19 protein-coding genes and 1 tRNA gene are annotated in these 26356 nt (G+C 28.1%); 12 read left to right on the top strand and 8 right to left on the bottom strand.

The features are described 5' to 3' along the window. Window positions 1–4: 4 nt before the first annotated feature. From BLA33_RS02950 to BLA33_RS02975, 6 genes are read left to right on the top strand one after another with little or no spacing between them, the layout of a single operon-like run. Window positions 5–892 carry a MinD/ParA family protein gene (locus tag BLA33_RS02950; RefSeq protein WP_004791828.1) on the top strand — a complete coding sequence of 296 codons (888 nt, stop codon included), beginning with the start codon at window positions 5–7 and terminating at the stop codon, window positions 890–892. A 6-nt stretch (window positions 893–898) separates the two neighbouring features. Then, window positions 899–1378 (top strand): hypothetical protein, encoded by a 480-nt coding sequence (locus tag BLA33_RS02955; RefSeq protein ID WP_029346587.1) that lies wholly within the window; start codon window positions 899–901, stop codon window positions 1376–1378. A 2-nt stretch (window positions 1379–1380) separates the two neighbouring features. Further along, window positions 1381–3285 carry a FapA family protein gene (locus BLA33_RS02960; RefSeq protein ID WP_029346588.1) on the top strand — a complete coding sequence of 635 codons (1905 nt, stop codon included), beginning with the start codon at window positions 1381–1383 and terminating at the stop codon, window positions 3283–3285. Between the two features lie 26 nt (window positions 3286–3311). After that, complete coding sequence (locus tag BLA33_RS02965; protein ID WP_004791761.1) at window positions 3312–3614, top strand: hypothetical protein; 303 nt, start codon at window positions 3312–3314, stop codon at window positions 3612–3614. A 19-nt stretch (window positions 3615–3633) separates the two neighbouring features. Then, complete coding sequence (locus BLA33_RS02970; RefSeq protein ID WP_004792022.1) at window positions 3634–4155, top strand: hypothetical protein; 522 nt, start codon at window positions 3634–3636, stop codon at window positions 4153–4155. Then, window positions 4133–5602 (top strand): Hsp70 family protein, encoded by a 1470-nt coding sequence (locus BLA33_RS02975; RefSeq protein WP_029346589.1) that lies wholly within the window; start codon window positions 4133–4135, stop codon window positions 5600–5602. The genes BLA33_RS02970 and BLA33_RS02975 overlap by 23 nt, the downstream gene beginning before the upstream one ends. Window positions 5603–5624: 22 nt before the next feature. Here the strand turns inward: BLA33_RS02975 and lepB are convergent, their stop codons facing one another. Further along, window positions 5625–6131 (bottom strand): signal peptidase I, encoded by a 507-nt coding sequence (gene lepB, locus BLA33_RS02980; RefSeq protein ID WP_004791718.1) that lies wholly within the window; start codon window positions 6129–6131, stop codon window positions 5625–5627. A 61-nt stretch (window positions 6132–6192) separates the two neighbouring features. On the opposite strand from lepB, the gene BLA33_RS02985 reads away from it, so the two are divergent. Beyond that, window positions 6193–7449 carry a M23 family metallopeptidase gene (locus tag BLA33_RS02985; protein WP_075226437.1) on the top strand — a complete coding sequence of 419 codons (1257 nt, stop codon included), beginning with the start codon at window positions 6193–6195 and terminating at the stop codon, window positions 7447–7449. 6 nt (window positions 7450–7455) lie between these two features. Here BLA33_RS02985 and BLA33_RS02990 read toward each other — a convergent pair whose 3' ends face one another. Continuing rightward, a complete protein-coding gene (locus BLA33_RS02990) occupies window positions 7456–8838 on the bottom strand; it encodes a tetratricopeptide repeat protein (RefSeq protein WP_075226580.1) in 1383 nt (460 codons plus the stop codon). Between the two features lie 203 nt (window positions 8839–9041). Here BLA33_RS02990 and BLA33_RS02995 point away from each other — a divergent pair, with 203 nt between their 5' ends. Genes BLA33_RS02995 through BLA33_RS03010 form a run of 4 tightly spaced genes read left to right on the top strand, consistent with a single transcriptional unit; the run spans window position 9042 to window position 15361 of the window. Continuing rightward, complete coding sequence (locus tag BLA33_RS02995) at window positions 9042–10058, top strand: hypothetical protein (protein ID WP_029346590.1); 1017 nt, start codon at window positions 9042–9044, stop codon at window positions 10056–10058. Next, entirely contained in the window at window positions 10051–12198 is a 2148-nt protein-coding gene (locus BLA33_RS03000) for a flagellar assembly lytic transglycosylase (RefSeq protein ID WP_075226582.1), read from the top strand. Before BLA33_RS02995 ends, BLA33_RS03000 begins: the two co-directional genes overlap by 8 nt. 14 nt (window positions 12199–12212) lie before the next feature. Next, window positions 12213–13013 carry an undecaprenyl-diphosphate phosphatase gene (locus BLA33_RS03005; RefSeq protein ID WP_029346653.1) on the top strand — a complete coding sequence of 267 codons (801 nt, stop codon included), beginning with the start codon at window positions 12213–12215 and terminating at the stop codon, window positions 13011–13013. Then, window positions 13010–15361 (top strand): DNA translocase FtsK, encoded by a 2352-nt coding sequence (locus BLA33_RS03010; protein ID WP_075226439.1) that lies wholly within the window; start codon window positions 13010–13012, stop codon window positions 15359–15361. The genes BLA33_RS03005 and BLA33_RS03010 overlap by 4 nt, the downstream gene beginning before the upstream one ends. A 35-nt stretch (window positions 15362–15396) precedes the next feature. Here BLA33_RS03010 and rpsU read toward each other — a convergent pair whose 3' ends face one another. From rpsU to recJ, 3 genes are read right to left on the bottom strand one after another with little or no spacing between them, the layout of a single operon-like run. Then, window positions 15397–15606 carry a 30S ribosomal protein S21 gene (gene rpsU / locus BLA33_RS03015; RefSeq protein WP_002656880.1) on the bottom strand — a complete coding sequence of 70 codons (210 nt, stop codon included), beginning with the start codon at window positions 15604–15606 and terminating at the stop codon, window positions 15397–15399. Window positions 15607–15620: 14 nt separating this feature from the next. Further along, window positions 15621–16565, bottom strand: coding sequence for a M23 family metallopeptidase (locus BLA33_RS03020; RefSeq protein WP_029346654.1), 945 nt, complete (start codon window positions 16563–16565; stop codon window positions 15621–15623). After that, entirely contained in the window at window positions 16558–18684 is a 2127-nt protein-coding gene (gene recJ / locus BLA33_RS03025) for a single-stranded-DNA-specific exonuclease RecJ (RefSeq protein WP_075226441.1), read from the bottom strand. The genes BLA33_RS03020 and recJ overlap by 8 nt, the downstream gene beginning before the upstream one ends. Window positions 18685–18912: 228 nt before the next feature. On the opposite strand from recJ, the gene lon reads away from it, so the two are divergent. Next, window positions 18913–21333 (top strand): endopeptidase La, encoded by a 2421-nt coding sequence (lon, locus tag BLA33_RS03030; protein WP_004791665.1) that lies wholly within the window; start codon window positions 18913–18915, stop codon window positions 21331–21333. On the opposite strand, the gene BLA33_RS03035 is transcribed toward lon, so the two are convergent. From BLA33_RS03035 to BLA33_RS03045, 3 genes are all read right to left on the bottom strand, one after another. Next, window positions 21330–23630, bottom strand: coding sequence for an efflux RND transporter permease subunit (locus tag BLA33_RS03035; protein ID WP_075226443.1), 2301 nt, complete (start codon window positions 23628–23630; stop codon window positions 21330–21332). The genes lon and BLA33_RS03035 overlap by 4 nt on opposite strands. Window positions 23631–23644: 14 nt before the next feature. Further along, the gene (leuS, locus tag BLA33_RS03040) at window positions 23645–26167 is read right to left on the bottom strand and encodes a leucine--tRNA ligase (protein WP_075226445.1); all 2523 of its coding nucleotides are present in this window, start codon (window positions 26165–26167) and stop codon (window positions 23645–23647) included. A gap of 92 nt (window positions 26168–26259) precedes the next feature. After that, window positions 26260–26343 (bottom strand) — tRNA-Leu (locus BLA33_RS03045). Between the last annotated feature and the right edge of the window lie 13 nt (window positions 26344–26356).

Below are 26356 nucleotides of genomic sequence, written 5' to 3' on the forward strand. Positions count from 1 at the left end.
TATAATGGAAGATCAAGCTCAAAGTTTAAGAGATATGATGAAATTAAACGGTAAATTTAATTTTTCAGTTGATGAGAAAGTTCAAAACAGTAAAACAAGATTCATTGCTGTTAGTAGCGGCAAAGGTGGTGTTGGCAAAAGCAATATTGCAATTGGACTTGCTCTTAAATATTCTGAGCTTGGCAAAAAGGTATTAATACTTGACGCTGACATTGGAATGGCTAATGTTAATATTTTGCTTGGAGTTATTCCTAAGTATAGTATATATCATATGATTACTCAAAATCGTGATATTAGAGAAGTAATAACAAAGACAGAATATAACATTGATCTTTTAGCTGGCGCTTCTGGTACAATGGAGCTTTTAGATCTCTCTGATGTTGATGTTAATAAATTTATAAAAGAATTATTAAAAATATATGAATATGATATAGTTGTAATAGATACCAGTGCTGGGATTTCAAGGCAAGTTATTTCTTTTTTGCTTTCTAGTGACGATGTTGTTATTGTTACTACTCCAGAGCCTACTTCGATTACCGATGCTTATGGAATAATAAAGGTTTTGTCTTATAAGATGGAGAATTTAAAAAATTTAAGACTTATTGTTAATAGAGTAGCTAATGTTAGTGAGGCTAAGGGGGTTGCCAAAAAGGTTATAGATATTTCAGGGCAATTTTTAAATTTAAATATTGATTATTTGGGGTATATTTATGAGGATCAAAATGTTAGAAGTTCTGTTTTTAAGCAAAAGCCTTTTGTTTTGGTAAATCCAAATAGCAAGGCTAGCTATTGTCTTGATTCTATTGTTGCCACTCTTGAAGAGGTTTCTCTAGATAGCAGAAAAAGAAGGGGTGTTATAGGCTTTATATTAAGATTTTTTGGTGTAGAATAGGGCATTATGTTTATAAGTAGGGAATTAAAGTATATTTTATTAGCTAGTGTGTCAGCATTGTTTATCTCAGCAGTTTTAGGTTTGTTTTGTGGCTTGCCATTTTTTACAATCTTAGTGAGATCTTTTTTGCAGTTTGCATTTTTTTTTGCTATTGGGCTTTTAATTGAGTTAATCTATAAGAAATATTTATCTAATCTTTTTTCGGCAGAATTGTCTAGTGATATGGAAAATAAGCTTCAAGATGATAAGAAGGTTCATAAGGATTTAAACGATAATCTTGACTCTCAAAATAAAAATTCTCTTTATGAGAACTTCCAAAATAACATTAGTAGTGTTGATTTTATAGAAGAGGTCAAAAAGTATAAATTTGATACTGAAGACATGAGTGAGGGAAGTGGCAAAATTAAAAAAATGTCATTTATTAAAGATAATGATCCAAAAGTTGTTGCAGATGCTATTAAAACTTTAATGAGTAAGAAGGAATAAGTATGGATGATGCGGCTATAAATTTTTCTGAACTTTGTGATAAAATGCGAGCTTACTTGGAAAGAGAAAATCATGTTGATTTGATGGAAATAGAAGCAGATACTCTTGAAGAAGCCTTAAATGACGCTTCTTTAGAACTTTCAGTGCCTTATAAAGAATTAGACTATGAGATTTTGTTAAAAGGTAGCAATGGCATATTGGGATATGGGAGAAAAAAATGGAAAATAGTTGCCTATAGAAATTCTTCTAGCAAGCCAAAAGTGTCTCTTGATTCAAAAAATGATTCAGGAGAAGAAAAAACGATTTCATCAGACGGTGAATTTTTTATTAAAAAATCTTCTAAGGGTGTATTTCTAAAGGTTATCTCCTCAAAGGGACAAGGAGTTCCTATTAATTATCAAGATGTTCTTTCTAAATTAGAATTACATAGCAATATTGAAAATTTTAATAAAGATATTGTAAAGGGTATAGTTGAGAATGCTAGTGGATACTATGAAAAAATTGCTGATTTTGAATCTGATCCTTCTGAAAATGTTACAATGATGGTTCACATATCAGAAAATTCAATGTCAGTCACTATTGAATTTACCACGCCCGGAATTAATGGAGCTGAAATTTTTGCACAAGATATTTTCAATATCCTTAGAAAATATGGAGTGATAGATATTGCAATACTTAAGGATAAAGTAGCAAAATTTGTGGATTATCCGGTTTATGGTGAGCCTATTGAGCTTGCAAGAGGGCTGGAGCCAGTAAAAGGTAAAGATTCTTATATCGATTTTATTGTTGATGAAAACAATAGGCTTGGTGAGTATGAGGTTTCAAGTATAGGCTTTAGGAATGTTGTTGAAGGCGAGGAATTGGCCAGAATTATTCCTTTTGGTAAAGGCGTAGATGGCTATACCGTTTTTGGAAAAGTATTAAAATCAGAGAGTGGTCAGGATATTAATTTTATTTTAGGTGAAAATACTTTTAGAGATGGTTATAAAATTCGTGCAAAATGTAATGGGTATATGTCTGTTTCGGATGGTATAATATCTGTTCACAATATTTATTTGGTCAAGGGTGATGTTGGGCCTGCTACTGGAGATATAGTAAATAATGGAATGGTTCTTGTTCAAGGCAATGTTTTAGATGGATACAATATTATGGCCAAAAGTGGAATAGAAGTGAAAGGATTAGTGGGTCGGTGCAATTTAAAAACGGATGGGTCTATTATTTTTCATAGTGGCGTGAATGGCAAGGGTGATTCTAAGATTTATGCAAGGGGTAATATTAGGGCCAAGTTTTTAGAAAATGTTACTTTAAGTTGCGGTGGGGAAGTTGAGGTTTTAAGAGGCATTGTAAATTCTTCAGTTTCTTCTAAAAAGAGAGTTCTTTGCATCGGTAAAAAATCAAAAATAGTTGGTTCGAGTGTTTATGCTAAAGAAGAGGTTAGAGCTTATTCTATAGGCTCTGATAGAAGTTGTGAAACTTGCATTGATGTTGGTTATGATCCTGAAATTAAAGATTTACTAACTAGATTTACTAGCCATCTTGAAAAGATTGAAAAGCGATTAGAAGTTTTAACTAAAGATATTGTTGCTTTAAAAAAGAATATTGTGCTCATTGCAGATAAATCAGAAAAATCCTTAAAGATTGACAGTTACAATGAATTTGTTAATGAGAGTAAAATTCTTAGAATGGAAATAAAAATGATAGAGGCTAAGCGAATTGATTTGCAAAATGAGCTTGAAAATACTAAGATAGAGGGTAAAGTTTCTGTTGAAAATGTAGCTTACTCAGGCGTTAAACTTTATATTAAGAATGCTTTTTATGAGCTTTCAAAAGATTACAGCAATGTTACTTTTGTAGAGGATGATAATTATATTAAGGTTATGACCTATATTCCTTTTAAGTCTAGGTGAATGATCTTTAATATGAGGATTTAGATATGGATACATTTGAAGTTTTTAAAATGTCTTTTGTTAGTTCTTTTAAGGCTAGGCAAATTTTAAGTGAAGATGAAAAGCGCAAAAGATTAAAAATTAATCAAAATACTAGATTGAAATTTTTAAGAGATTCTCATACTGATTCTGAGGTTAGCAATGTATGTGCAGTTAGTAAAGTTGAGGACAATTTCTTGCTTTCATTGCCAGTTAAAAAAAATAAGAATGAAGAGCGGATAATGCTTAGTTTATATTCTGGTAAATTTGAAGATCCTAAAATTGGCAAAAATGTTAATATTAAGAGATAAAATTTTTTAGGGCTTTTATATGTTTATTGTTTTTTATCTTATTTTAATTATATTTATTTTTATATATTTTCATGTGTATATTAATTTGAAAATAAAATCTAATAGCATACTTAAAAAGTTTAAAAGTGAGGTAGATAAAACAATTATTGAAATTAATCAAGCTACGGATAGAAATATAAATATTATTGAAATAAAAATTGAAAGTTTAAATAGAATCATTAAAGAGGTTGATGAGAGGATTGAAATTCTTGATCAGAGATTGTTAGGTTTTAACAACAGTTCTATTCCTGGGAATAGTTCTTCTAATTTTGGATCTAAGAGTGATGGAATTTATAAAAGCAATTTGGATTATTCTATCCCTACTATTGAAAAAAATATAATAAAAGAAAGTTATAATGTTCGAAATCAGATTATTTTACTCCATGAACAAGGTATGTCTTTTGAAGCTATTGCTAAAAAGTTTAAGTTAGATCTAGGTGAGGTTGAGTTGATTGTTTCAATACATAGGGGAGGTATTCATGAAAAAATGGATAGGTATTGATCTTGGAACCACAAATACTGTAGCATCGTATTTTGATGTTAGTTCTAAGATAATATTAAATGAAAGGGGTGAGCGAATTACCCCTTCTATTGTTTCTTTCTCAGATAAGGACGTTTTTGTTGGAAGTGCCGCTAAAAATCAAATATTAGTTAATCCTAAAAAAACATTCTATAATTTTAAAACCAATATAGGCTCTAATACTTTTTATAAAGTAGATGATGAATTTTATAGAGCAGAATATATTTCAGCACATTTGCTTTCTAGTGTCAAAAAGAACGCTGAAAAATTTTTAGATGAAGAGATTGAAAATGTTGTAATAACAGTTCCTGCATATTTTTCCGAGATTCAAAGGAGAGGTGTTGTTGAAGCTGCAAATTTTGCTGGTTTGAATTGCAAGGCCATACTTAATGAACCAACCGCAGCTGCTATTGCTTATGCCTTTGAAAGACAGATTGATGGAATTTTTCTTATTTATGATCTTGGCGGTGGAACTTTTGATGTAACTCTTATGGAAAAACAAAACGACACTTATACTGTTCTTTCAGTTAAAGGGCAAAGTCGACTTGGAGGTAATGATTTTAATAAAATCATTGAAAAGCATGTTTTAGATAGTTTTAAAAATGAATATCCTGATTTTAATTTAGAAGATGTTTTTCTTCTTGAACAACTAAGAGAGCGAATTGAAGAGGGTAAAAAAAATTTATCTGTTATGGAAGAGGTCGACATTACTTTGCTTTTCCTTGATGGCAAGCATTTAAATTATAAACTCAAAAGGAATGAATTTAATGCGATGATAAGTGAATATATTGACAAAACTATTCACTTATCAATGGAATGTATTGCTGATGCTGGTGTTGATATTAGTAGTATTTCTAAAATAATACTTTCTGGTGGTTCAACAAGGATTCCTTTGATTCAAAAGGTTTTAAAGGAATCCTTTCCTTCTGTTTCGATTTTAGATGCTTTAAATCAAGATGAAGTTGTAGCTATTGGCGCAGGTATTCATGCCTTTAGTCTTTCTAGAAATGACTCTGTTATTAAGTTTAAAGATGTTACCCCTTATTCTCTTGGACTTGAGATAAGGGATAATGAATTTTTTATTTTAATAGAGAGAAATACTGCTTTACCAATTTCTAGAAGCAAGTTATTTACAACTACTAATGACTATCAAGATGAAATTGAGATCCATGTACTTCAAGGTGAATATAAAAAAGCTTCTTTGAATTATTCTATAGGTAGATTTTCCTTTGGCAATATTCAAAAAGCTTTAAAAGGAATTCCTAAAATAGAGGTACTTTTTACTTTAAATGAAAGTGGTATTTTAAGTGTTAATGCTAAAGATTTAGAGACAAATTCTTCTAATTTTATTAGAATAAAAATTACAAGTTCATCTGACAATGTAGCAAAAGAAAGTCTTTCAAACACTTTTACAAGTATTATTGAATAAAAACTTAAGTAACAATACTTTTTTAAAAGTAATAAATTATTTTTCCCAATATGTTATCAATTTTTATGAATCCGTAATCTCTTGAGTCTAATGAGGTTTGTTTATTTTCTCCTATGACTAAATAGTGATTATCAGGAATTTTTTTATTATTTTTTTTTAAAATATTTTCATCTATTTTAAAGTTTAAGTCATGTATGCATATTTTATTTTTTTCTATTTGTTTAAATTTTTCTCCCGGAATTGCAAAAATTCTTTTGATAGCAATTTTGTTTGTTATGGGATCTTTAATAAGTATCATTTCATTTTTTTTGGGAGTTTTCCACAATAAAAGATATTTTTGACGACTTTTAAGTCTAAGTCCATATGCAAATTTGTGATTTACAATCCAATTTTTGTCAAATATTGTTGGGGTCATTGATTCGCCTTTTACTATGTAAAAGGATAAGAATAGTTTTATTAAGGTTATTAAAAGTAAGCAAGCGGCTAAAATTGACGCTAGTTCATATTTGTGAGCTTTAAATATTCTCATAACTTTTAAACAATGCTTTCATTAAAATGCAATTTTCTATTGTATAATGAAATAGCATGTTATGATTATACCAAAAAAAAAGCAAAGGGTAGAAAAACGTAAAAAAAATTTTTTATTCAGTAGTAAGAAGAATATTAATTTTGAATTAAAAGATTTTGCCGATATTAGAAATATTGGTAAAAGAAGAAAAAAAGTTTTCAAGTTAAAAAACTTTTTTAAAAAAATTGATTTTTTTTTTTTTAAAAAAGTTTCTTTATTTTCCTATAAGCTTAAAATACAAAATATTAATCATTATGAATATAAATATTATTATAATAACTTTAAAGAAAAAGTTTTTGATATTTTTAGCTTGAAATTCGATTATAAGTTTATTTTTAAGCTAAATGCAATAATTTTTATTTTTGTATTAATATTTTATATTAATATTTTTTCTTATTACGGTTCTTATATTTTTTTAAATAGACTCACCTTACCCAAAGATTATTTTATTGATACATTTTTATATTATAGCGATCAAGATATAGCGCAAATTAATAGCTATTTGCCTGATTCTAATGTTTCTGCAAATGTTCCTGAATTTAAAAAAAATTTTGTATTAAAGGTGTTTGACCATAAAATTAAGCCTGGAGAAACTCTTTCTCATGTTGCAGCTAGATATCAAACAACTAGTGAGACTTTAATTTCTTTTAATGAAATTAAAGATGTAAGAAATATTAAGCCAAATTCAGTTATTAAAGTTCCTAATATGAAAGGAATTATTTATGTTGTTAAAAAAAATGACTCTATTTCATCTATAGCTAGTGCCTATAATATTCCCAAAGTGGATATTTTAGATTCTAATAATCTTGATAATGAAGTTTTATTTTTAGGGCAAAAATTGTTTATTCCTGGAGGAAGATTGCCTAAAGATTTTTTAAAAGAGGTATTAGGAGAGACTTTTATTTATCCTGTACAAGGTGTTATTACTTCAGGATATGGGTATCGACCAGATCCATTTACAAGAGTTATTAGCTTTCACAATGGAATAGATATTGCAAATTTAGCCAATACTCCCATTAAAGCCGCAAGAGAGGGTATTGTTGTAACTGTAGGATTTAATGCGGGAGGATATGGGAAATATATTATTATTTCCCATAGTAATGGATTTCAAACTTTATATGCACATTTGAATTCTTTTGCTGTTAAAGTTGGGAAAAAAGTTTCAAGGGGAGCAGTAATAGGCTATATGGGAAGTACTGGCTATAGCACAGGCAATCACTTACATTTTACAATTTTTAAGAATGGCAAAACCGAAAATCCTATGAAATATTTAAGGTAGTATTTTTTATGTGTATTTGGATATGTTAATTTTTTTAAGTATTTGAGTTAGTTTTTTGCCTTCTACTAGATCGATAAGCCTTCCTTCAATCATTTGTTTAGCTTTTAAAGAGAATTTTGATGGAGCAATGCAGAGTCCTTTTATTTTATTTTCTTTTATTTTTGAAATGAAATCTTTTAAGAATAATTCACCAAAAGTATCTTGTTCAGTTCTTACAAAGCGTACTATTAAATTTTCTTCCCACTGATTGTTAGCTAAGTGAAAGTTCATATCAATAAATTGTGATGTTATTTCGTTTATTTTAGAATCTCTTACTTGAAATTTATTTAAATATAGTTTTAAAATAATTTCATTTGCTATTTTTCCAAAATTTTCTTTTGAACTGCGCAAGTATATTCTTAGTGCTATGTTTTCGTTTAATCTTTTACTAAATTCTAATTTTTCTTTAATTTTTTTGTAATTTGGATCAATATCTTCAACTTTGGTAAAAGCTTCTGTAGCTTTTTGATAATTTTCAACAGATATTTGAAGTTCTCCAAGATTATAAAATAATTCAAGGAAAATTTTTTTAGGCAAGTCAGGCTTTACTTTTATTATTTCTTTAATATTTTGTTCTAATTTATCCAATTCTTTATTTTTTGAATGAATCTCAGATGTAATTAATAAAGCTTCATAAATCATTCCGTCTTTTTGTTTTATTTTGTTAGCGATTTCTAGTGCCAGATGGTCTTGATTCATTTTTGACAAAGATTTAGCATATGCTAAAAGGGCGTCAATGTCGCCTTGTATGTGTTTTTTTATGTTATTAAATATTCCAGCAGCTTTTCTATAGCTTTCCAGATTAAATAAAGTTATCCCTATGTGTTTTAGGATATCCTTATTATTTTTATTAAACTTGTAAACTTTTGTAAGATAGTATAGAGCTTCTTTATACATTTCATTTTTTAAGAATGCTATACCAAGATAATAATTTGCATCTTCATCTGTTTTTTTTAAGAGGTATGCTTTTTTTAAAAATTCTAAGGCTTCTCTGTTGAAGTTTCTTTTAAGGTTATAAAATCCATAGCTTAAAAAAGCTTTAAATGTGTTTATTTCTTGACTTATTGGATTGTCTTCTATTAATTGGCATAATTTTTTTGCATATTTTATACCATTCTCATGGTCTTGATTTTTATAGTAGTAATTATTTAAAATTTCAAGGGCACCTATTTCGTTTGGATTTGTTTTTAATAGAGAAATTGCTCTTTCGATTAATTTTTGCGTTCTCTCGTCATACTTTTTAATTTTCCCCTTCGTTTTGCCTATTGTAAGCTTTAATGCTATTTTAAAAAATAAAAATACTAAAATAAATACTATAAATGAAGAGATTACTATAAATAGCGGTAACACTTTTATTGCTCCTAAATTCAAAATATCCCATTAATTTGCATCATCATATCTACTTTTAAGAAAAGTTTATTTGCTTAAAATAAAAGTAATTTGTAAGTTGAACATCATATTATTTATATTATATTATAGTTATAATAATAATGATAACTATAATTAGTATATAAGTTTGGTTTCAATAAAATAAAGCAAAGAGGTTATAATTTTTGAAAGGGTTTTTAGCGATTAAATTATCTAATAATGAGTATTATTCGGTTTTAAATTTAGATGATAGTTCTGTTAAGAGAGTAATATTAGGTAAGGTTGCAGGTGATACTAGTATTAAGTTGAGTTTTTATGTTAGTGAATATGAAGATTTTTCAGATCCTTTTTTAGTTGGTTCTTTTTTCTTGGATAATTTAAAAAGGGAAAGCTTAAGTGTAAATGTTTATTTTAAAGTTATGGACGAAATACTTTATGTTTATAGTGAATCTGATGGGATTCAAGATAAATCTAAGTTTGATTTAAGTCTTTTAGATTTTAATCAAACTTTTAAAGGGTCTAATGGGGACAGGCTTTCAAATGATTTAAAAAGCGGCATTGGCAATGATTTGCCTGTTGAAGATTTGGGTTCTGAATTTGATTTAACTTTTGAAGAAAAAGATGATTTTGTTAAAAAAGATGTTTCTGATTTAAGTATTCCTACTATTAATTCTTTAGATCTAAAAACTGAAGAATATCAAAAAGATGATTCAGATGATTCAGATTTTGAAGGTTTTGATGATAATGACGAAAGTTATGTTTATTCTAAAGAGCTTAATTTAGAAAATAAAAAAGTTGAGTATATTAATGAAGAGTCTTTAAACCTTAATAATTTTGAGTTTCAAAAACTAGAAGAATCTTCAGAAGAGGACGAGGAAGAAGATTTGCATGATTTAAGCGTTGAAGACATTATTGCCGATATTGACAAAGATTTAATAGATACTTCAGATGAAGATGTTGAACTAGATCTTAGAGAAGATTTTGAGAATGATGCTGTAAAAAGCAATTTTAAGTTAAATTCAAGTGAAGGAGTTGTACATTCTCCTATGTTGTATTTGAGCCTTATTTCTCTTTTTCTTTTGATATTTTTTTCTTTATTTTTAGTTTTTTCAAAAATTTTGAAGCCTAGAGATTTTGTCTCATATTACTTTGAATGTGGTAAAAAAAGAATTGAGAGATATGAAAAAGATCAATATGTTTAATAAAAATTCTTGTGTATTGCAAAATTTTCTTTTATTATTTTTGAGTTTATTTTCTTGCGTTGTTAAAAAAGAAGTTTCGAGTAGTGATTTTATAAAGATGCATTCAAAAGAGTTTGATTTAAATAATTTAAATTGGTTATGGAATTTTGATTATTCAAAAAAAAATTTTGACAAGCATTTTAACATAGATCCAAATTCTTATATATATGTTGCCTATTTGTTTAAAAAAATAGGGTTTGAAGAGAAATTTGTAGAGTATATGAAAAAGGCTATATTCAATGGGGATAATATTGCATCCCAATTTGCTGGAATTAAACTTATTGAATATTTTAACTCAATAAAAGATTATTCTGAGTCTGAATTGATTGGGGAGAGTCTTTATAAAAAATACGAAAATAATAAATTTATTATACTAGGGTACTTCAAAAGTCTTTATTGGCAAAAGAAAAACGATAAGGCACTTAGCCTTTTAAATAAGCTTGATAAGATGGAATTTCCTGATTATCAGGAAAATGAAAATATTTTGTTAAAAGCGGCTCTTTATCTTAATCTTTCTAATGTAAGTGAGTCAAAAATTTATTTTAATGAACTTTTTGAAAAGTTACCTGCAAATTATTTACATGTAAGGGCTTATGATTACTTTATTATTGAAAATAAGTCTAAGTACTTTGGCACAAATTTTTTAAATCTTGTTAGGTTTAAGTATGAAGTGGCAAATGGTAATTTTAATAGTGCAATAAATATATTGAATAAAAATGGTTTAAGTGGCTATTATGATAATAACATTGTATTAAGTGATGTTTATAAGGCTTTTATTAGTTCTGGCAAAATTTCAAATGCTTTAGCATTTTTTAGTAAAATAAGGAGCAAATATAAGAATTATTATTTGGGTATTCTAAATCTTAGGGGAAAAAATAATTCAGGCCTTTTTCTTTTGAAAGAATATCTTGAGGGTTTAAATCTTAAAAATGAGATTAACAGGCTTGATTTGCTTAATATGGCTTTTAGTAATTTAATTTTTACTCAAAGTGCAAGAAATTATTTTGCCGAAAACGTAGCCAAGTTTTATACTGAGAGTGATAAAAAAAATTCTGCTTTTATTAAGATTTTAGAAGATTATATTTTAGAATCAATTCAGCTTGAAGACTATGAGAACCTTTATAAGCTTTATTCTAATGCTCAAAAAGTTATTTCTGATTCTATTTTATCTAAGCTTGCTTTTATTAATGCAAGGCTTATATATCATAAATTACTTAAATCTAATGTAAGCGGAGAATACAATAGTCTTTTGCATTCTGCTATTAATTATGATAAATGGTCTTATTCTTCATTTATGAGCAGGTACTTATTAGATCAAAATATTGATGAATTTTTTACAAGTGGACATGATATTAAATATGAGCAATCTGATTATGAGATTTTTTTGGAGGGATTTTTAAAATTTAATCTTTATCATTATGTTAGAGGGTTTATTTCTGAGGATTTTAGAAATGGATATAAATTTTCACTCGATTTTTATCGAAGAGTATACGATGAGCTTTTAAAGAGTGAAAATTATTACGATGCAACCCTTGTGATTAATTATCTTGTAAATCAAGATGAATCTGCTTTAATGGAAAATGACTATAAAAGGCTTTATCCATATCTTTATGGATCTTTAGTAGAATATTGGGCTAAAAGGCGTGGGCTTGAAGCCAGTGTTGTATTTTCTTTAATAAAAGCTGAAAGTAGCTTTGAGAAAAATGCTGTCTCAAAACCCGGTGCTGTTGGCCTTATGCAGGTTATGCCGTCAACAGCGAATGATATTTCTAAAGAACTTAAGTATTTTGATTATAATTTAAAGATCCCCAAAGATAATATAATAATTGGGACATATTATTTAAAAAAAAGAATATCTACAACCGGCAGCCTTTATAAGGCCCTTGCATCTTACAATGGGGGCATTGGTAATGTTAGAAAGTGGGAAAAAAGTTATGGACATTTGTCTAAAGAGCTTTTTATTGAGGCAATTCCTTTTAGTCAGACTAGAAATTATATTAAAAAAATATTAGTTTATTCGGTGTTTTATGATGCTTTGTATGAAAAGAAGGGAATAGATTCGGTAATAGTTAAAATTATGGGCGAATTTCCCAAAAATTAGTATTGGAGTATTTAATGATAAATATTTTAAATGCAATTATTTTGGGTATTGTTCAAGGTATTACAGAGTTTTTACCAATATCTAGTTCGGGGCATTTATTGCTTTTTAGGCATTTTATGCATTTAAAGCTCCCAATAATATTTGATATTTATTTACACCTTGCAACAGTTTTAGTAATTATTATTTACTATCGCCAAAGGATTTTAGAGCTTTTTTTAACTTTTATTAGATTTTCGTTAAGAAAAACTAATAAATCTGATTTAACAAATTTAAAATTAATATTGCTAATATTAATAATAACTATTGTTACTGGAGTTGTTGGAACTTTTATTTCAAAATACGAGAGAATGTTTACATTGCCTTTTATTTTAATTAATTTTATTATAACAGGTATTTTAATCTTGATGCTAGAATTTAATTTTTTTAAAATTGATTTTAAAGGTAATATTTTGTTAGTAGGAATTTTTATAGGGCTGATGCAGGGTTTAGGTGCGCTTCCAGGAATCTCTCGTTCGGGAATTACAATTTTTTCTGCGGTGTCGCTTGGATTTAATAGAAAAAGTGCATTTGAAATTTCATTTTTGTCTTTAATTCCAATAGTTTTTGGAGCAATTTTATTAAAATATAAAGAATTTTATGATATTTTTATGGTTTTAAATTTTTTTGAAATAAACTTAGGAGCATTGGTTGCTTTTGTTGTTGGTATTCTCTCAATAAATTTCTTTTTTAAAATGCTTAATAACAAAAAGCTATATTATTTTTCAATATATTTATTTGTACTTTCAATTACAGTTTGTTATTTTTTTAGAATATGAAAGATTTTTATCAGTATTTTCAATTTTTGTTTTTTTTTATGCTTACGGTTATTTCTTTTTCTCTTTTTGTAGCATTGACCCCTCTAAGCAATATATTTGTATTTTTTGTTTTCAATCTAATAGGACAAATACTGTTTAATGTTTTTTCATTCTTGTCATTTTATTTAATACTTTATCCACTTGTTAATTGGTACGCTTATAAAAAACATATTTTTACTAAACGATTTATATTTAATTGGAATTATACCGTAATACTGTTTTTTACTTTAATATTTTTAATAAAAATTAATTCTAATGTTGAAAAATCTTATCTTATTAAGATATTTCTTATTAATTTTGGTACAATATTGGGAAATTTTTTTGTTTTTATTCTTTTAATTTTAGAATTTGTTGTTTGGATTTACTTGAATTATGTCTTTTTCAAAGATGTTAATTTTATTTTGGATGCTTTTAAATTTTTAGAGTTTAAGATTAAAATTTTGTTTGAAAATATATTAAGTTATTTACCATTTTCAAATTCATTGGATGTTAAAAAAGATATTAAAATTTATGGAAATTTTGCAGAGGATATAAAAGATTCTCAAGCTTTTGATGATAATAAGAATATTATTAATGATGAGGAATATCAAGCCCTATGGTCATTTAGTGCTTTTTTAAGAAACAATAAAAAACCCTCTAATGTTAATTTAGCCAAAACTGTTTTTGAGGGCTCAGATTCCAAAGATGCAAGCTCTCTAAATAAGGAGATTTCAAATAATAGCGCTTTAAATGCAGATGAAATTGATGAGTCTTGTGAGTATAAATCTTTGGACAATCTTGAAGATAATAAGTTAATTATTAGTGGAAAGGTTAAGGCCAGTGAGATAAGGACTAAAGGTATAATTAGTCAGGTTACTATTCCCAATGTTTATAACGAAAATTTAGATTTGAATAAAAAAAGTGATTCTTACATTATTGATATTTCAGTTTTTGACCAGAAAGAGGTTAAAAATGATGTAGAGGATATTGAATATGATAAAGAAATTCAAAAGCAATCAATTATTCTCCAGGAGACATTAAAAGAGTTTAATATTAATGCTAAATTAATTGATATTATTAAAGGGCCTGTTGTAACAATGTATGCTATTCGTCCGGACAAGGGAATTAAGCTTTCTAAGATTACTTCTATTTCTGATAATATTGCTTTAAGGCTTGCGGCTATTAGGGTTAGAATTATTGCTCCAATTCCTGGCAGAGAAGCTGTTGGAATTGAAATTCCTAATAAAAGACGTGAATTTATTGTAATTTCAGAGATAATAGACAGCGAGGAATTTAGAGGTGATTTTAGAATTCCTTTTGCTCTTGGAAAGGAGATTAGTGGCGAAAATATTGTTTTTGATCTTGTTAATTCTCCACATCTATTAATAGCTGGTGCAACTGGAGCAGGTAAATCGGTTTGTGTAAATTCTTTGATTGCTTCAATTATTTTTTCAAAATCTCCAGATGAAGTAAAATTAATTATGATAGATCCCAAAATAGTTGAGCTTAAACTTTTCAATGATATTCCGCATTTATTAACCCCAGTTATTACAGATGTAAAGAGAGCTTTAGAAGCTCTTAGATGGTGTCTTGATGAAATGGAGAGAAGGTATGTGCTTCTTGATAATTTATTGGTAAGAGATATTTCTTCTTATAATAAAAAAATAAAAGATGAGAATTTAAATTTAATGATCTTGCCATATCTTGTAATAATTATTGATGAATTTGCAGATCTTATTCTTTCTGCAAGAAAAGATTTGGAAAATTTAATTTCTAGACTTGCTGCAATGGCTAGAGCTGTGGGGATTCATTTAGTTCTTGCGACCCAAAGGCCTTCAGTTGATGTTATTACGGGAGTAATAAAAGCTAATTTCCCCTCAAGGATTTCTTTTATGGTAGCTAGTTCTATGGATTCAAGAATAATTCTTGGATCTTCTGGTGCTGAAAAGCTTTTAGGAAAAGGGGATATGCTTTATATTAGTTCTTTAAATCCTTTCCCTCAAAGAATTCAGGGTGGATTTTTAAAAGAAAGAGAAGTTTATAGACTTGTTGAAGAGGTTAAAAAATTTGGTTCTCCAAATTATATTGATGATGAAATATTTATTGATAGTGTAAAAGAGCAAGATTTAGTTGCTCTTGGACCTTCTGATGAACCAATGTTTGATGAAGCTCTTGAGATTGTTAAAACCACAAGAAAAGCATCAGCATCTTATTTGCAAAGAAGGTTGAAGATAGGTTACAATAGGGCAGCTCGAATTATTGAAATCATGGAAGATATGGGTTATGTGGGGCCCGTTAACGGATCAAAGCCAAGAGAGGTATTAATTTAAAATAAAGAGATATCCATTTGAACATCTCTTACTATTTACCTATTAGTTTTTTGTTTTAATTTTCTTACTTTTTTTGCCTGTTTTCTTTTAAACGCTTTTTCCTTTTTTACACGGATTGTGGATGGTTTCTCATAGTATTCTCTTCTTTTCCATTCACGAATAATTGCTTCTTTTTCAATCATTCTTTTAAAACGTTTCAATGCTTTTTCAAGATTCTCATTTTTGTCCACAGTGACTGTTACCAAAAAATCACCTCCTTTTACTCTATTCTTCTAATATTATTTATTATTTTATTTTTGTCAATAAGCATGCCATTTAAAAGGAAATCTGGGTTTATTGCTATGCCATTAATTCTTACTTCGAAGTGTAAATGAGGACCTGTTGAGAGGCCTGTATTTCCGGTATGCCCAACATATTCGCCGGCACTAACTACTTTATTTTCACTTGTTCCTAATTTTGAGAGGTGAAGGTAAATTGTAAATACACCCGGCAAATGCTGTATTATAAGGGTGTTTCCTGTTAGTTCTCTATTTTGTGCAAATACAACTTTTCCTTTGCCCGCAGCAAAAATTGGAGTATTTTCTCTTTTAAATGGGGCATAATCAATTCCATTATGCATCGTATAATTTGAAATTTTTTTGTTGCCTTGCATGTAAAGCCTTAAATCTCCATATTGGCTTGTTATAATGTATTGATCTTTTATGGGTTTAACTAAAGCATCGTAGTGATATATTGTTGTATCTCCAATATTGCCAATAATATTCCATAAAAGCAAAGCTTGTTCTTTTTGTTTTATGGATTTTTTTTGGGTAATAAGTTTGGCTTTTTCTTTATTAAAACTAATTTTTGTTTTTTTGAAGTTAAATTTTTTTATTTCTATTTCTTTGATATAGCTTTTATTTTTGAATTCTATTTGAATTTTTCTTTTCCCCTCTTTTATCATTGGTGTAATGCCTATAAATGCTATGTAGTAAGTTTTACTTCCTACTGTAAATTTGAATGGAGAAGAACTTATGATTGGATTTTTATTTATGCTTAAAAGTGACAACTTCTTAAAATTTTCATTACTTGCAAAGTATATGTAATCTCCTTGAAATGCTTCTTTTTTATATTGGACTTTAGGAATAGTATTTATTATTTCTGAATTTATATTTTCTATTCCTAGAATACAAAATATAAGTAAGGTTTTTTGTATTTTATACATTGATTTGAGCGCTCTTTTTTATGTCTATAATTTTCAAAATTTTTTCCCTCGGGCAGTAAAAATCTTCATTGATTGTAAAAATGATGTCTAAATATTGATTTTCTTTTATATTTAATTCTTCTATTTTTTTTGTTCCGTTAAAAAAAATAGCTTTATAGTAGTCGTTTTGTGATTTAATGCGCATATTTATATGTTTTGAGCTATGATTTTTGTCAATTGTTTTGAGTTCTTGAAGGTAAACATTTTCCATCATTAATATTGGTTCTCTAAATTCATAGCCATAAGGTTCAAATATTTCTATTGTTTTAAAAAGAGAATTTTTTGTTAAATTCTTTGGAACAATAGCATCTATTAATATTGACTTGTTTTCATCAGTAGTTTCATATTTAACTTTTGTAGTCGCATATTCTAATTCTTTAATAAAGTCTTCGAGTAAATTTTCATTCAGCGTAAATCCAGCGGCAGCTTTATGTCCCCCTGAATTTATTATTAAATGAGAAGGTATTGTCGATATTAATGCTTTTGAATTGATTTTATTGTTTGATCTAATTGATCCTTTAATAATATTATCTTGCTTTGTTAAAAAAATAGCAACTTTTTGGTAGTAAGCAGAAAGTCTAGTTGCAAGTCTTGAACTTATTCCTTTTGGGGTGTTTTTATCATAACAAACTATGAATTTATCATTTTTAAAAATAGTATTTTTATTATGAGAATTCCAAGCTTTTTCTTCTTTATATTTTCTTAGTTCGTTGATTTTTTTTATTTCTTTAAATTTATTTTCTATTTGATTAATGTCGTCAGCTAGTAAAAAATTTATTGCAATATCTGCTTTTTCAAGTCTTCCTGTTGAGTTTAGTATTGGTGCAATTTTATATGCGATATCCATTGAAGTTATATTTGGTTTTGTTAATATGTTTGCATCTTTTAATAGATAATTAATAGACATTCTTTCTCTTAGTGCAATTTCTTTAAGCCCTGCTTTTAGGATTATTCTGTTTTCATTAATAATGGGCATATTGTCTGCTATTGTTCCTATTGCAACAAAGCTAAGTCTTTTTAGACATTTTTGGAGCAAATTTTTGTTAGTTTCAAAAATTATGTTGTAAAATATGTAGTAAAGCTTGTCTTTAATCTCAACTTCTTTATATCTAAAATATTTAGTTGCTTGGATTAAGTCTTTTAATGTTTTTTTTCTAAAATTTGGGTATTTTTTTATAAAATTTTCACTAATATCAATTGTGTTAATATTTATGCTTATCCCGAAGTGTTTATTTAATAATTGACCTTGATCTTCTTTGTTAAAGATTACTATGCATTTGTTTTGTATAAATTTTTCTAGTTTGTTTAGGTTAATTGAAGGGTCATTTTTGTTATTTAATCTTAGATATTGTTTTAAAATATAGTTTTTTATTTCTATTGCATTAAGAATAATTTCATTATTTGTTTTTTCTAAAAATAAAAATACAAGGTTTTTAGAATAAAGATCTGTAAAGGACATGCTAAGAGCAAGGCAAGTTTTAAAACTTACGCAACATCCTGCTATTTCTTTGAATGGATATTTATCATCTTTTAGGTGGGGATTTATAACTATGTTTTCAGTTTTAAAATCTTCGCTTGGAAGATGGTGATCTGTGATTATTATTTCTATTCCTTTTGAATTTGCATAATTTATTTCTTCAATACTAGAGATACCATTATCAACGGTTATTATTAAAGAGATTTTTTTTTCTAAAGCCATGTTGATTAATTCTTTTGAAAGTCCATAAAATTCTCCATTTGAAGGTATTTTATAACTTACATTAAGTCCAAAATCTTTAAGAGTCTCATACATTATTATTGTTGCTGTGATTCCATCAGCATCTTTATCTCCAAAGATTAATATGTTTTCATTCTCTTTAATTGCTTTATTAATTCTGTTTATAAATTTATCTATATCTTTTAATAAAAATGGATTGTGTAGTAAATTTGTGCTGTCTTCAAGGAAAAATATGAAATCTTCTTCTTTGATTTCTCGCTTTATGAGCAAAGTTGCTTCAAAGGGATTTATATTATATTGCTTAGCAATGCAAGTTAATTCTTGGATTTGTATATTAGTTTCTTTTTGTTTCCAAATTTTCATTTACTTCTCTAGAATTTCTTTTTTAATTAATTTTAAGTAGTGGGCATTATGTTTATTAAATGGTACATTTTTAGTGGGCTATGATTTTTATCATAATTTAAATTTATGTTCATAATTTTAACTGTGCAAATTCTCATTTTATTATTTTATAATAAAAAAAAATATTATTAAATGAATTTTCATAAAATATTTGTTTTGTTATAATTAGCTTAGGAGATTTCAAATTTTATGGATGAATTTAAAAAAGCTAGGTTAGTAGATAAAAAAAAAGAAAAAACCGCAACTGGAATTCTACCGCATTCTAATAAGCCCGCAAGAGTACCTTTAATAGCGGTTCCTTCTCATCCAGTTTTTCCAGGGATGTTTATTCCGATTGTTATAATTTCTGATTCTGATATGAAAGCAATCGATTATGCTATGAAAGGTAATGGAATCATTGCTTTATTTGTTTTGAATGATAAATTTTTAGGGAAAAATAATAATAATGCTCAACAGAAATTAATTATTGATTATAGTAAAGATATTTATTCTGTTGGAGTTACTGCAAAGGTAATAAAAAAAATTAATCTTCCAGATGGTGGCTACAACATATTCGTTTCAACTTTTGATAGGATTAAATTTGTTAAACTTGTTCTTAATGAGAAATTTCCTATAATTGAGATTGACTACTTAAAGCAAATTCCAGTTAGAAAAGATGATATTCAATCAAAGGCAGTTTACAGTAGTATTTTGCTTAGAACTAAAGAGATATTTTCACATAGAAAAATGCCGGAAGTTCAATTAAATATGGTTAATATTGAGGATAAGGGCAAATTATGTGATATTGTGGCCAGTACCATTTCCTCCTCAAAAAATGATCATCAAATAGTTCTTGAAACTTTGAGTGTAAAAGATAGGCTAAAAAAAGTTTTAGAGCTAATTTATGAAGAGCTTAATTTAATTGAAATCCAAAATAAAATTGCTAAGGGGATTCAAGAGAGATTAGAGAAACAACAAAAAGAGTTTTTTTTAAAAGAACAGCTTAAAGCTATTAAAGCTGAACTTGGTATAGGCGATAAAAAAAACAGCGATTTCGAAAAGCTTAAAACTAAGCTAAAGGCTTTGGAGTTGAAAGGAGAGCCTTTAGAGGTAGTTGAAAAAGAGTTAGAAAAATTTTCACTTCTTGAGACAAGTTCGGCTGAATATATTGTTATTAGAAATTATCTTGAGCTTATTACTGAGCTTCCTTGGCGAGATTTGAAAATTAATTTTGATAAATTAGATTTGCAAAAATCTAAAAAAATTTTAGATAAAACTCATTATGGAATGACGGAGGTTAAGGATAGAATTATTGAATATATTTCTGTTCTTAAATTAAGAAAGACTCAAAAAGGGGCTATTATTCTTTTAGTAGGGCCTCCTGGCGTGGGGAAAACTTCTATTGGGGCAGCTGTTGCAAAAGTTTTGCGCACTAAGTTTTTTAGATTTTCTGTTGGTGGAATGCGGGATGAATCAGAGATTAAAGGGCACAGAAGAACTTATGTTGGGGCTCTGCCGGGCAAAATTATTCAAGGCTTAAGAATTACTAAGACAAATTCTCCTGTTTTTTTAATTGATGAGGTGGATAAAATTTCTGCTTCAAATTATGGGGATCCTTTTTCAGTTCTTCTTGAAGTTTTAGATCCCGAGCAGAATGTTAAATTTAGAGATCATTATCTTGATCTTCCTTTTGATATTTCGAATGTATTTTTTATTTTAACTGCCAATTCTGTTGAAACAATACCAAGACCTTTGTTAAATAGAATGGAGGTTATTGAAGTTTCTGGATATGTTGATAACGAAAAAATAGAGATTGCAAGAAAGTATTTAATTCCTAAAGTTTTAAGTGAAAACGGAGTTGATAAAGATTCTTTAAAATTTCAAAGTTCAGCTCTTGTTCAAATTGCTCAAGAGTATGCAAGAGATAATGGGGTAAGAAATTTTGAAAAATATTTAAACAAAATTGTACGAAAAGTTGCAAGAAAGCTTATTGAGAATACTGAGGTCAAATCCTATCAAATTTCTAATGATAATCTAGAAGAATATGTTGGTGTACCTGTTTTTAGAAAGGAAAGCATGCCCAATGCTATGTATTCTGGGATGGTAATGGGTCTTGCTTGGACAAATTATGGAGGTTCGACCTTAATAATTGAGACTGTAAAGACAGAGTCCAAGGTAGGTGGAATTAAATTGACAGGTAGGCTTGGAGACGTAATGAAGGAATCTGCTAATATTGCCTATACTTATGTTAATAGTATTAAAGGAGATCTAAGTATTAGCAAATCCTTTTTTGAAAAAAATATTATTCATTTACATATTCCAGAAGGAGCTACCCCAAAAGATGGGCCTTCTGCAGGAATTACAATAGCTAGTGCTTTTATTTCTCTTGCTCTTAATAAGGTTGTTAGACCCCATTTGGCTATGACAGGAGAGCTTTCTCTTACTGGGAATGTAATGATGATAGGAGGTCTTAGAGAAAAAATAATTGCAGCAAAGCGTAGTGGCGTGGAGCACATTATTGTTCCTAAGGCAAATAGAGTTGATTTAGAAGAGATTCCTATTAACATTAAGAGCGGTATTAATTTTTATCTTGTAGATAATATGCTCGAGGTCATTAAATTATTGTTTTAATTTTTTAAATTGTTATTTAAGGCTAGATTAACTCTAACTCTAGGTTTAAATAAATAAATTAATAATGGAAGAAGTGTTAGCGATGCAAGGGATGTCGTTAGCATTGTAAAAGCAATTATTGCCCCAAGAGTTGATATTATTTTATATGCTGAAAATGTTAAGGTTAAAAAACCTATTCCAACAGAAATGGAATTTGCGAATATTCCATTAAATACGCTGGGTATTGATTCAAGTAGTGCATTTTTGTAGATTTGACTTTTTTGGTATTTTAAAATAAACGTGTTAAAAAAATGAATTGAATAATCTACTCCGACTCCCATGCTTACAGATGCAATTGTTGCTGTTGCAGGGTTTAAAGTTATCCCAAATAATCTCATTACAGCAAAGTTTAGAAACACTGACCATGCCACTGGGATTGCAATAATTATTCCAGTTTTTATAGATTTAAAGAAAAACATAAGCAGCAGTGTTATTGATCCAAGAGTTGTTATAATGTTCATAACCTGCTCTCTTACCATTGTTTTAGCTATTAACACCTTATCATATACTCCTGAGAAATGATATTTATTATTTCTCATATGTTCATTAATTGTTTCAATAGCATATTTTTCAAATTTTTTTATTCCTTCGGTTGAGTTGTCTTCAATTCTTACCATGATAGATATTAATGACCAATCATCATTAATATACATTTTTTTATTGTCTTTAGTCCAATCGCTTTTATCTATCAAATTTATTAGTTTGTTTAGTATAATTTTGCTTTCGGGTAGTTTATACTCTAGCGGGGATTCTTTTTTAATTTTAAAATTTGTAAATTTTAAAATTCCATTAATAGAGCTTGATTGAGTTTTTGCAGAAAATGCATCAAGTTTGTCTGTAATTAAATCTAAGGTTTGCATTGCTTTAGCATTTTTAAATTCACCGGGTTTGCCTTCAAGTTCTATTTTGAAAATCGATATTCCCCCCATTTCTTTTTGCATTAGGTTTAATGTTTTTTTTACACTTGTGCTTTCTTTAAAGTAATCTTTTTCATCAAAATTGATTTCTATTTTTAAAAGACCCGCAATAGAAATTCCCAGTATGATGATGACTACTATAGAGGATATATATTTTCTTTTTAATATAGACTTTGTTATTTGTGTATTTAGTTTGGCAAGTTTTTCAAGGAAAAATATTCTATGTGGTTTATTTTCTTTTTGTTTTTCAAGAGACTTTTTTTTTGTAAATGGGATTAATGTTATTATTCCAGGTAAAACGGTTAATGAGATCGCCATTGAGATAATTACTCCAATTGACATGAATATACCCATTGTTTTGTAAGCATTAATTGAAGAGGTTGTAAGAGATAAAAATCCAAATGCAGTTGTAAGGGATGTTAGAAGTATTGGTGTTTTAAGTTTTTTAATTGTTATTTTTATTGATTCTTTTGAGAGTTGTTCTTTTTTTATTAATTTAAATATTCCATTTATTATATGTACGGCATTAGCACATCCGATTGAAATGAGTAAAACAATCATTGAAGTTTCTGGCACTGTAATGGGGGAGTTTACAAGTCCTTTAATTCCAAAAGTCCAAATCAATGATAATAATGCAATAAAAATGGGAATTAATGCCCCCATTAGATTTTTTATAATAAAATAAAGTGAAATTATTACTACAAAAGTAGCAAGAGGTCCTAAAATCTTGAAGTCTTCAACCATGTAGTTTAAGATTTTTTCTCTTACTATTAAATCTCCTGTAAGATACAACTTTAGATCGTCTGTTTCATATTTTTTTATTGTTTCCTCCATCTCATCAAGTTCAGTTTTTAAATTTCTACTGAAGTTAATTTTGTCACTTTCTGATGGGATTATTATGAAATATATTAAATTTTCTGAGTTGCCTAAAAATGTGTTTTTTACGAATGGAGTTGACTTTATTTTATTTTTTATTTCTTCTATGTCTTTATCTGTGTAAATTTCTTTTTTAAATTGCGGAAAATAAGAAAATATGCTTGTTACGGCATTTGGAGATACTTTTAAAATTTTAGTTATTTCATTGATTACACTGTTTATTGTTTCAAAATTTTTTTTATTGAAAATATTTTTTTTATCTTGAAATATTACTATTGTAGATAAAAGTGAATTACTTTTATCAATGTCTATTAAGCTTTCAGTTTCTTTAGTCTTGGGGATAAGTTTTAAGATGTTTGCATCGAATTTAAGATTTTTTAAAAAAAATCCTAAAAAAATAGTAATTAATATAAATATTGTGAATATAATTTCCTTATATCTAATGCTTAGACTTTCAAAGTCCATATAATGCCTCTTTTTTACTTTATCACTATGTTGACAAGCTTGTTTTTAATTGCAATTATTTTTACAATTTTTTTATTTAATAAGTTTGCTTTTATTTTGCTATTTCTCATTGCTATTTCTTTTAGCTCTTCTTCATCTGTCTCTTTGCTTAGTAAAATTTTGTCTTTTATTTTTCCATTTATTTGTAAGACAATTTCTTTTGCGTCTTTAATAATAAGGTTTTCATCGAATTCTGGCCATTTTGAATTTTTAAATAAACTGGGAGTTTCTCCAATATATTCCCATAACTCTTCTGCTAAATGGGGTGCATAAGGGGATAAAATAATGATGAATGGTTTAAATATATTTAAATAATTTTTTTCATACTTTAGAAGCTCATTTACAAATATCATCATCGCTGAGATTGCTGTATTGAAATTTAGTTTTTCTGTATCTTCTGTGACCTTTTTTATCGCTTTATGCAGTTGAGATATTATTTCTTTTGGAGGATTATCTTGTGATAGTTCTTTTTCTCTCAAGTTCCAAATTTTGTTTAAAAATCGAAAAACGCCAATAATACCTTTAGTGTTCCAAGGTTTAGAATCTGTTAGTGGACCCATAAACATTTCATAAATTCTTATTGAGTCTGCTCCAAATTCTTTAATAATGTCGTCTGGATTTATTACATTTTTTAAGGATTTTGACATCTTAGCAATTACTTGGGTTACTTCTTTATTATCCCTTTTGTCAAAAAATTTATTGTCTTTTTCTATAACCTGGTCATTAGGTATTAAAATCCCATTTTCTTTTTGATAAGAAAATGCGGTTATTATGCCTTGATTTATTAGCTTTTTAAAAGGTTCTTTGGTATTTACATATCCTAGATCATAAAGAACCTTGTGCCAAAACCTTGAGTAAAGTAGGTGTAATACCGTATGTTCAGCTCCACCTATGTATAGATCAACTGGCATCCAATATTCAATTTTTTTTTTACTTGCAAATTCTTTTGGGTTTTTAGGGTCGAGGTATCTTAAATAATACCAACAAGAGCCTGCCCATTGAGGCATTGTGTTTGTTTCTCTTGTAAATCCTGTATCTTTTAGGTTTACCCAATCTTTAATCCTTGATAAAGGAGATTCTCCTGTTCTAGAAGGCTTATAGTTTGCAGTTTCTGGAAGCTTTAAGGGAAGATCATTTTTTTCTAAAGGTATTGCATTTCCAAGCTTATCAAACAAAATGGGTATAGGCTCTCCCCAGTATCTTTGTCTTGAAAAAATCCAATCTCTAAGCTTGTAGGTAACTTTTTCTTTTCCTTTTTTATTTTTAATAAGCCATTTTATTACTTTATCTTTTACTTCAGAATTTTTAAGATTATTAAATTCATTAGGAGAATTTATTGAAATTCCATCATCAATAAATGCTTTTTCTAATATTTCATTTTTTCCCGATTTTGATATTACAGGCAAAATTTTTAATTTATACTTTTTAGCAAATTGAAAGTCTCTCTCATCGTGGGCTGGAACACCCATTACAGCTCCACTACCATAAGTTCCTAATACGTAGCTTCCAACCCAAATTGGAATTTTTTCATTTGTTATTGGATGAAATGCATAAGATCCTGTAAAAACGCCTGATTTATCTTTTTCAAGAGAGGTTCTCTTAAGATCACTTTTTAGTTCTTCGCGTTTTACATATTTTAAGACATTTCTTTTAAAGTTGTTTTTTGTTATTTTCTCTATTAGTTTGTTTTCTGGTGCGATTACTAAATATGTGATACCAAAGATTGTGTCTGGCCTTGTTGTAAAGACTGTGATTTTATCATTGTGGCCTTCAATTTCAAAGTCGATTTCAACCCCTATTGATTTTCCAATCCAATTTCGCTGCATTTCTTTTACAGATTCAGGCCATTCTAATTCTTCAAGGTCGTTTAACAATCTTTCAGCATACTTTGTGATTTTTAAAACCCACTGTCTTAAATATTTTTTTTCGACATTGTGAAATCCTCTCTCGGATTTTGGTCCGTCTGGAGTTTGAATAATCTCTTCATTTGCCAATACTGTTCCAAGTTCAGGACAGTACCATACAGGCATTTCTTTTGCATAGGCCAGACCTTTTTTATATAATTCCAAAAAAATCCATTGTGTCCATTTATAGTAATTCTCGTCATGTGTTCTGATTTCTCGATCCCAATCGTAGGCAAATCCCAAAGCTTTTATTTGTTTTTTAAACTTATTAATATTTTCTTCTGTACTTTTTTGGGGATGAGTTCCTGTTTGTATTGCATAATTTTCAGCAGGCAGTCCAAAACTATCAAATCCTATTGGATGAAGTACGTGAAATCCATTTAAAAGCTTGTATCTTCCAAATATGTCGGTAGCTGTGTATCCTTCTGGATGGCCAACATGAAGTCCGTTGGCAGAAGGATAAGGGAACATGTCAAGTATGTATAATCTTTTTTCTTTAGGAATGTTTGGATCTTCTTTTACTTTGTATGTTTTATTATTATCCCAAAATTCTTGCCATTTTTTTTCAATTTTTATGAATTCGTATTTAGACATTTGTCCTCTTGAAAATTAATCTATAATTTATTCTCTAGCATCCTTTTAGATCACATTTGTGTTTATTTTAATAAGCTACTTAACAATTTTGATGCTGTGAACTGGACTTGAACCAGCATGGGCTTACGCCCACTAGCCCCTCAAGCTAGCGTGTCTACCACTTCCACCATCACAGCACTATTAACCATT

Source organism: Borreliella garinii, from assembly GCF_001922545.1.
In the GTDB taxonomy this organism is placed as follows: domain Bacteria; phylum Spirochaetota; class Spirochaetia; order Borreliales; family Borreliaceae; genus Borreliella; species Borreliella garinii.

Coding starts and splice junctions, on each gene's coding strand:
- BLA33_RS02955 (WP_029346587.1), top strand. CDS start 899: ATGTTTATAAGTAGGGAATTAAAGTATATTTTATTAGCTAGTGTGTCA.
- BLA33_RS03020 (WP_029346654.1), bottom strand. CDS start 16,565: ATGTATAAAATACAAAAAACCTTACTTATATTTTGTATTCTAGGAATA.
- BLA33_RS02960 (WP_029346588.1), top strand. CDS start 1,381: ATGGATGATGCGGCTATAAATTTTTCTGAACTTTGTGATAAAATGCGA.
- BLA33_RS02965 (WP_004791761.1), top strand. CDS start 3,312: ATGGATACATTTGAAGTTTTTAAAATGTCTTTTGTTAGTTCTTTTAAG.
- BLA33_RS03035 (WP_075226443.1), bottom strand. CDS start 23,630: ATGGACTTTGAAAGTCTAAGCATTAGATATAAGGAAATTATATTCACA.
- BLA33_RS03010 (WP_075226439.1), top strand. CDS start 13,010: ATGAAAGATTTTTATCAGTATTTTCAATTTTTGTTTTTTTTTATGCTT.
- recJ (WP_075226441.1), bottom strand. CDS start 18,684: ATGAAAATTTGGAAACAAAAAGAAACTAATATACAAATCCAAGAATTA.
- BLA33_RS03005 (WP_029346653.1), top strand. CDS start 12,213: ATGATAAATATTTTAAATGCAATTATTTTGGGTATTGTTCAAGGTATT.
- BLA33_RS03000 (WP_075226582.1), top strand. CDS start 10,051: ATGTTTAATAAAAATTCTTGTGTATTGCAAAATTTTCTTTTATTATTT.
- BLA33_RS02970 (WP_004792022.1), top strand. CDS start 3,634: ATGTTTATTGTTTTTTATCTTATTTTAATTATATTTATTTTTATATAT.
- lepB (WP_004791718.1), bottom strand. CDS start 6,131: ATGAGAATATTTAAAGCTCACAAATATGAACTAGCGTCAATTTTAGCC.
- BLA33_RS02985 (WP_075226437.1), top strand. CDS start 6,193: ATGATTATACCAAAAAAAAAGCAAAGGGTAGAAAAACGTAAAAAAAAT.
- BLA33_RS02975 (WP_029346589.1), top strand. CDS start 4,133: ATGAAAAAATGGATAGGTATTGATCTTGGAACCACAAATACTGTAGCA.
- lon (WP_004791665.1), top strand. CDS start 18,913: ATGGATGAATTTAAAAAAGCTAGGTTAGTAGATAAAAAAAAAGAAAAA.
- BLA33_RS02950 (WP_004791828.1), top strand. CDS start 5: ATGGAAGATCAAGCTCAAAGTTTAAGAGATATGATGAAATTAAACGGT.
- leuS (WP_075226445.1), bottom strand. CDS start 26,167: ATGTCTAAATACGAATTCATAAAAATTGAAAAAAAATGGCAAGAATTT.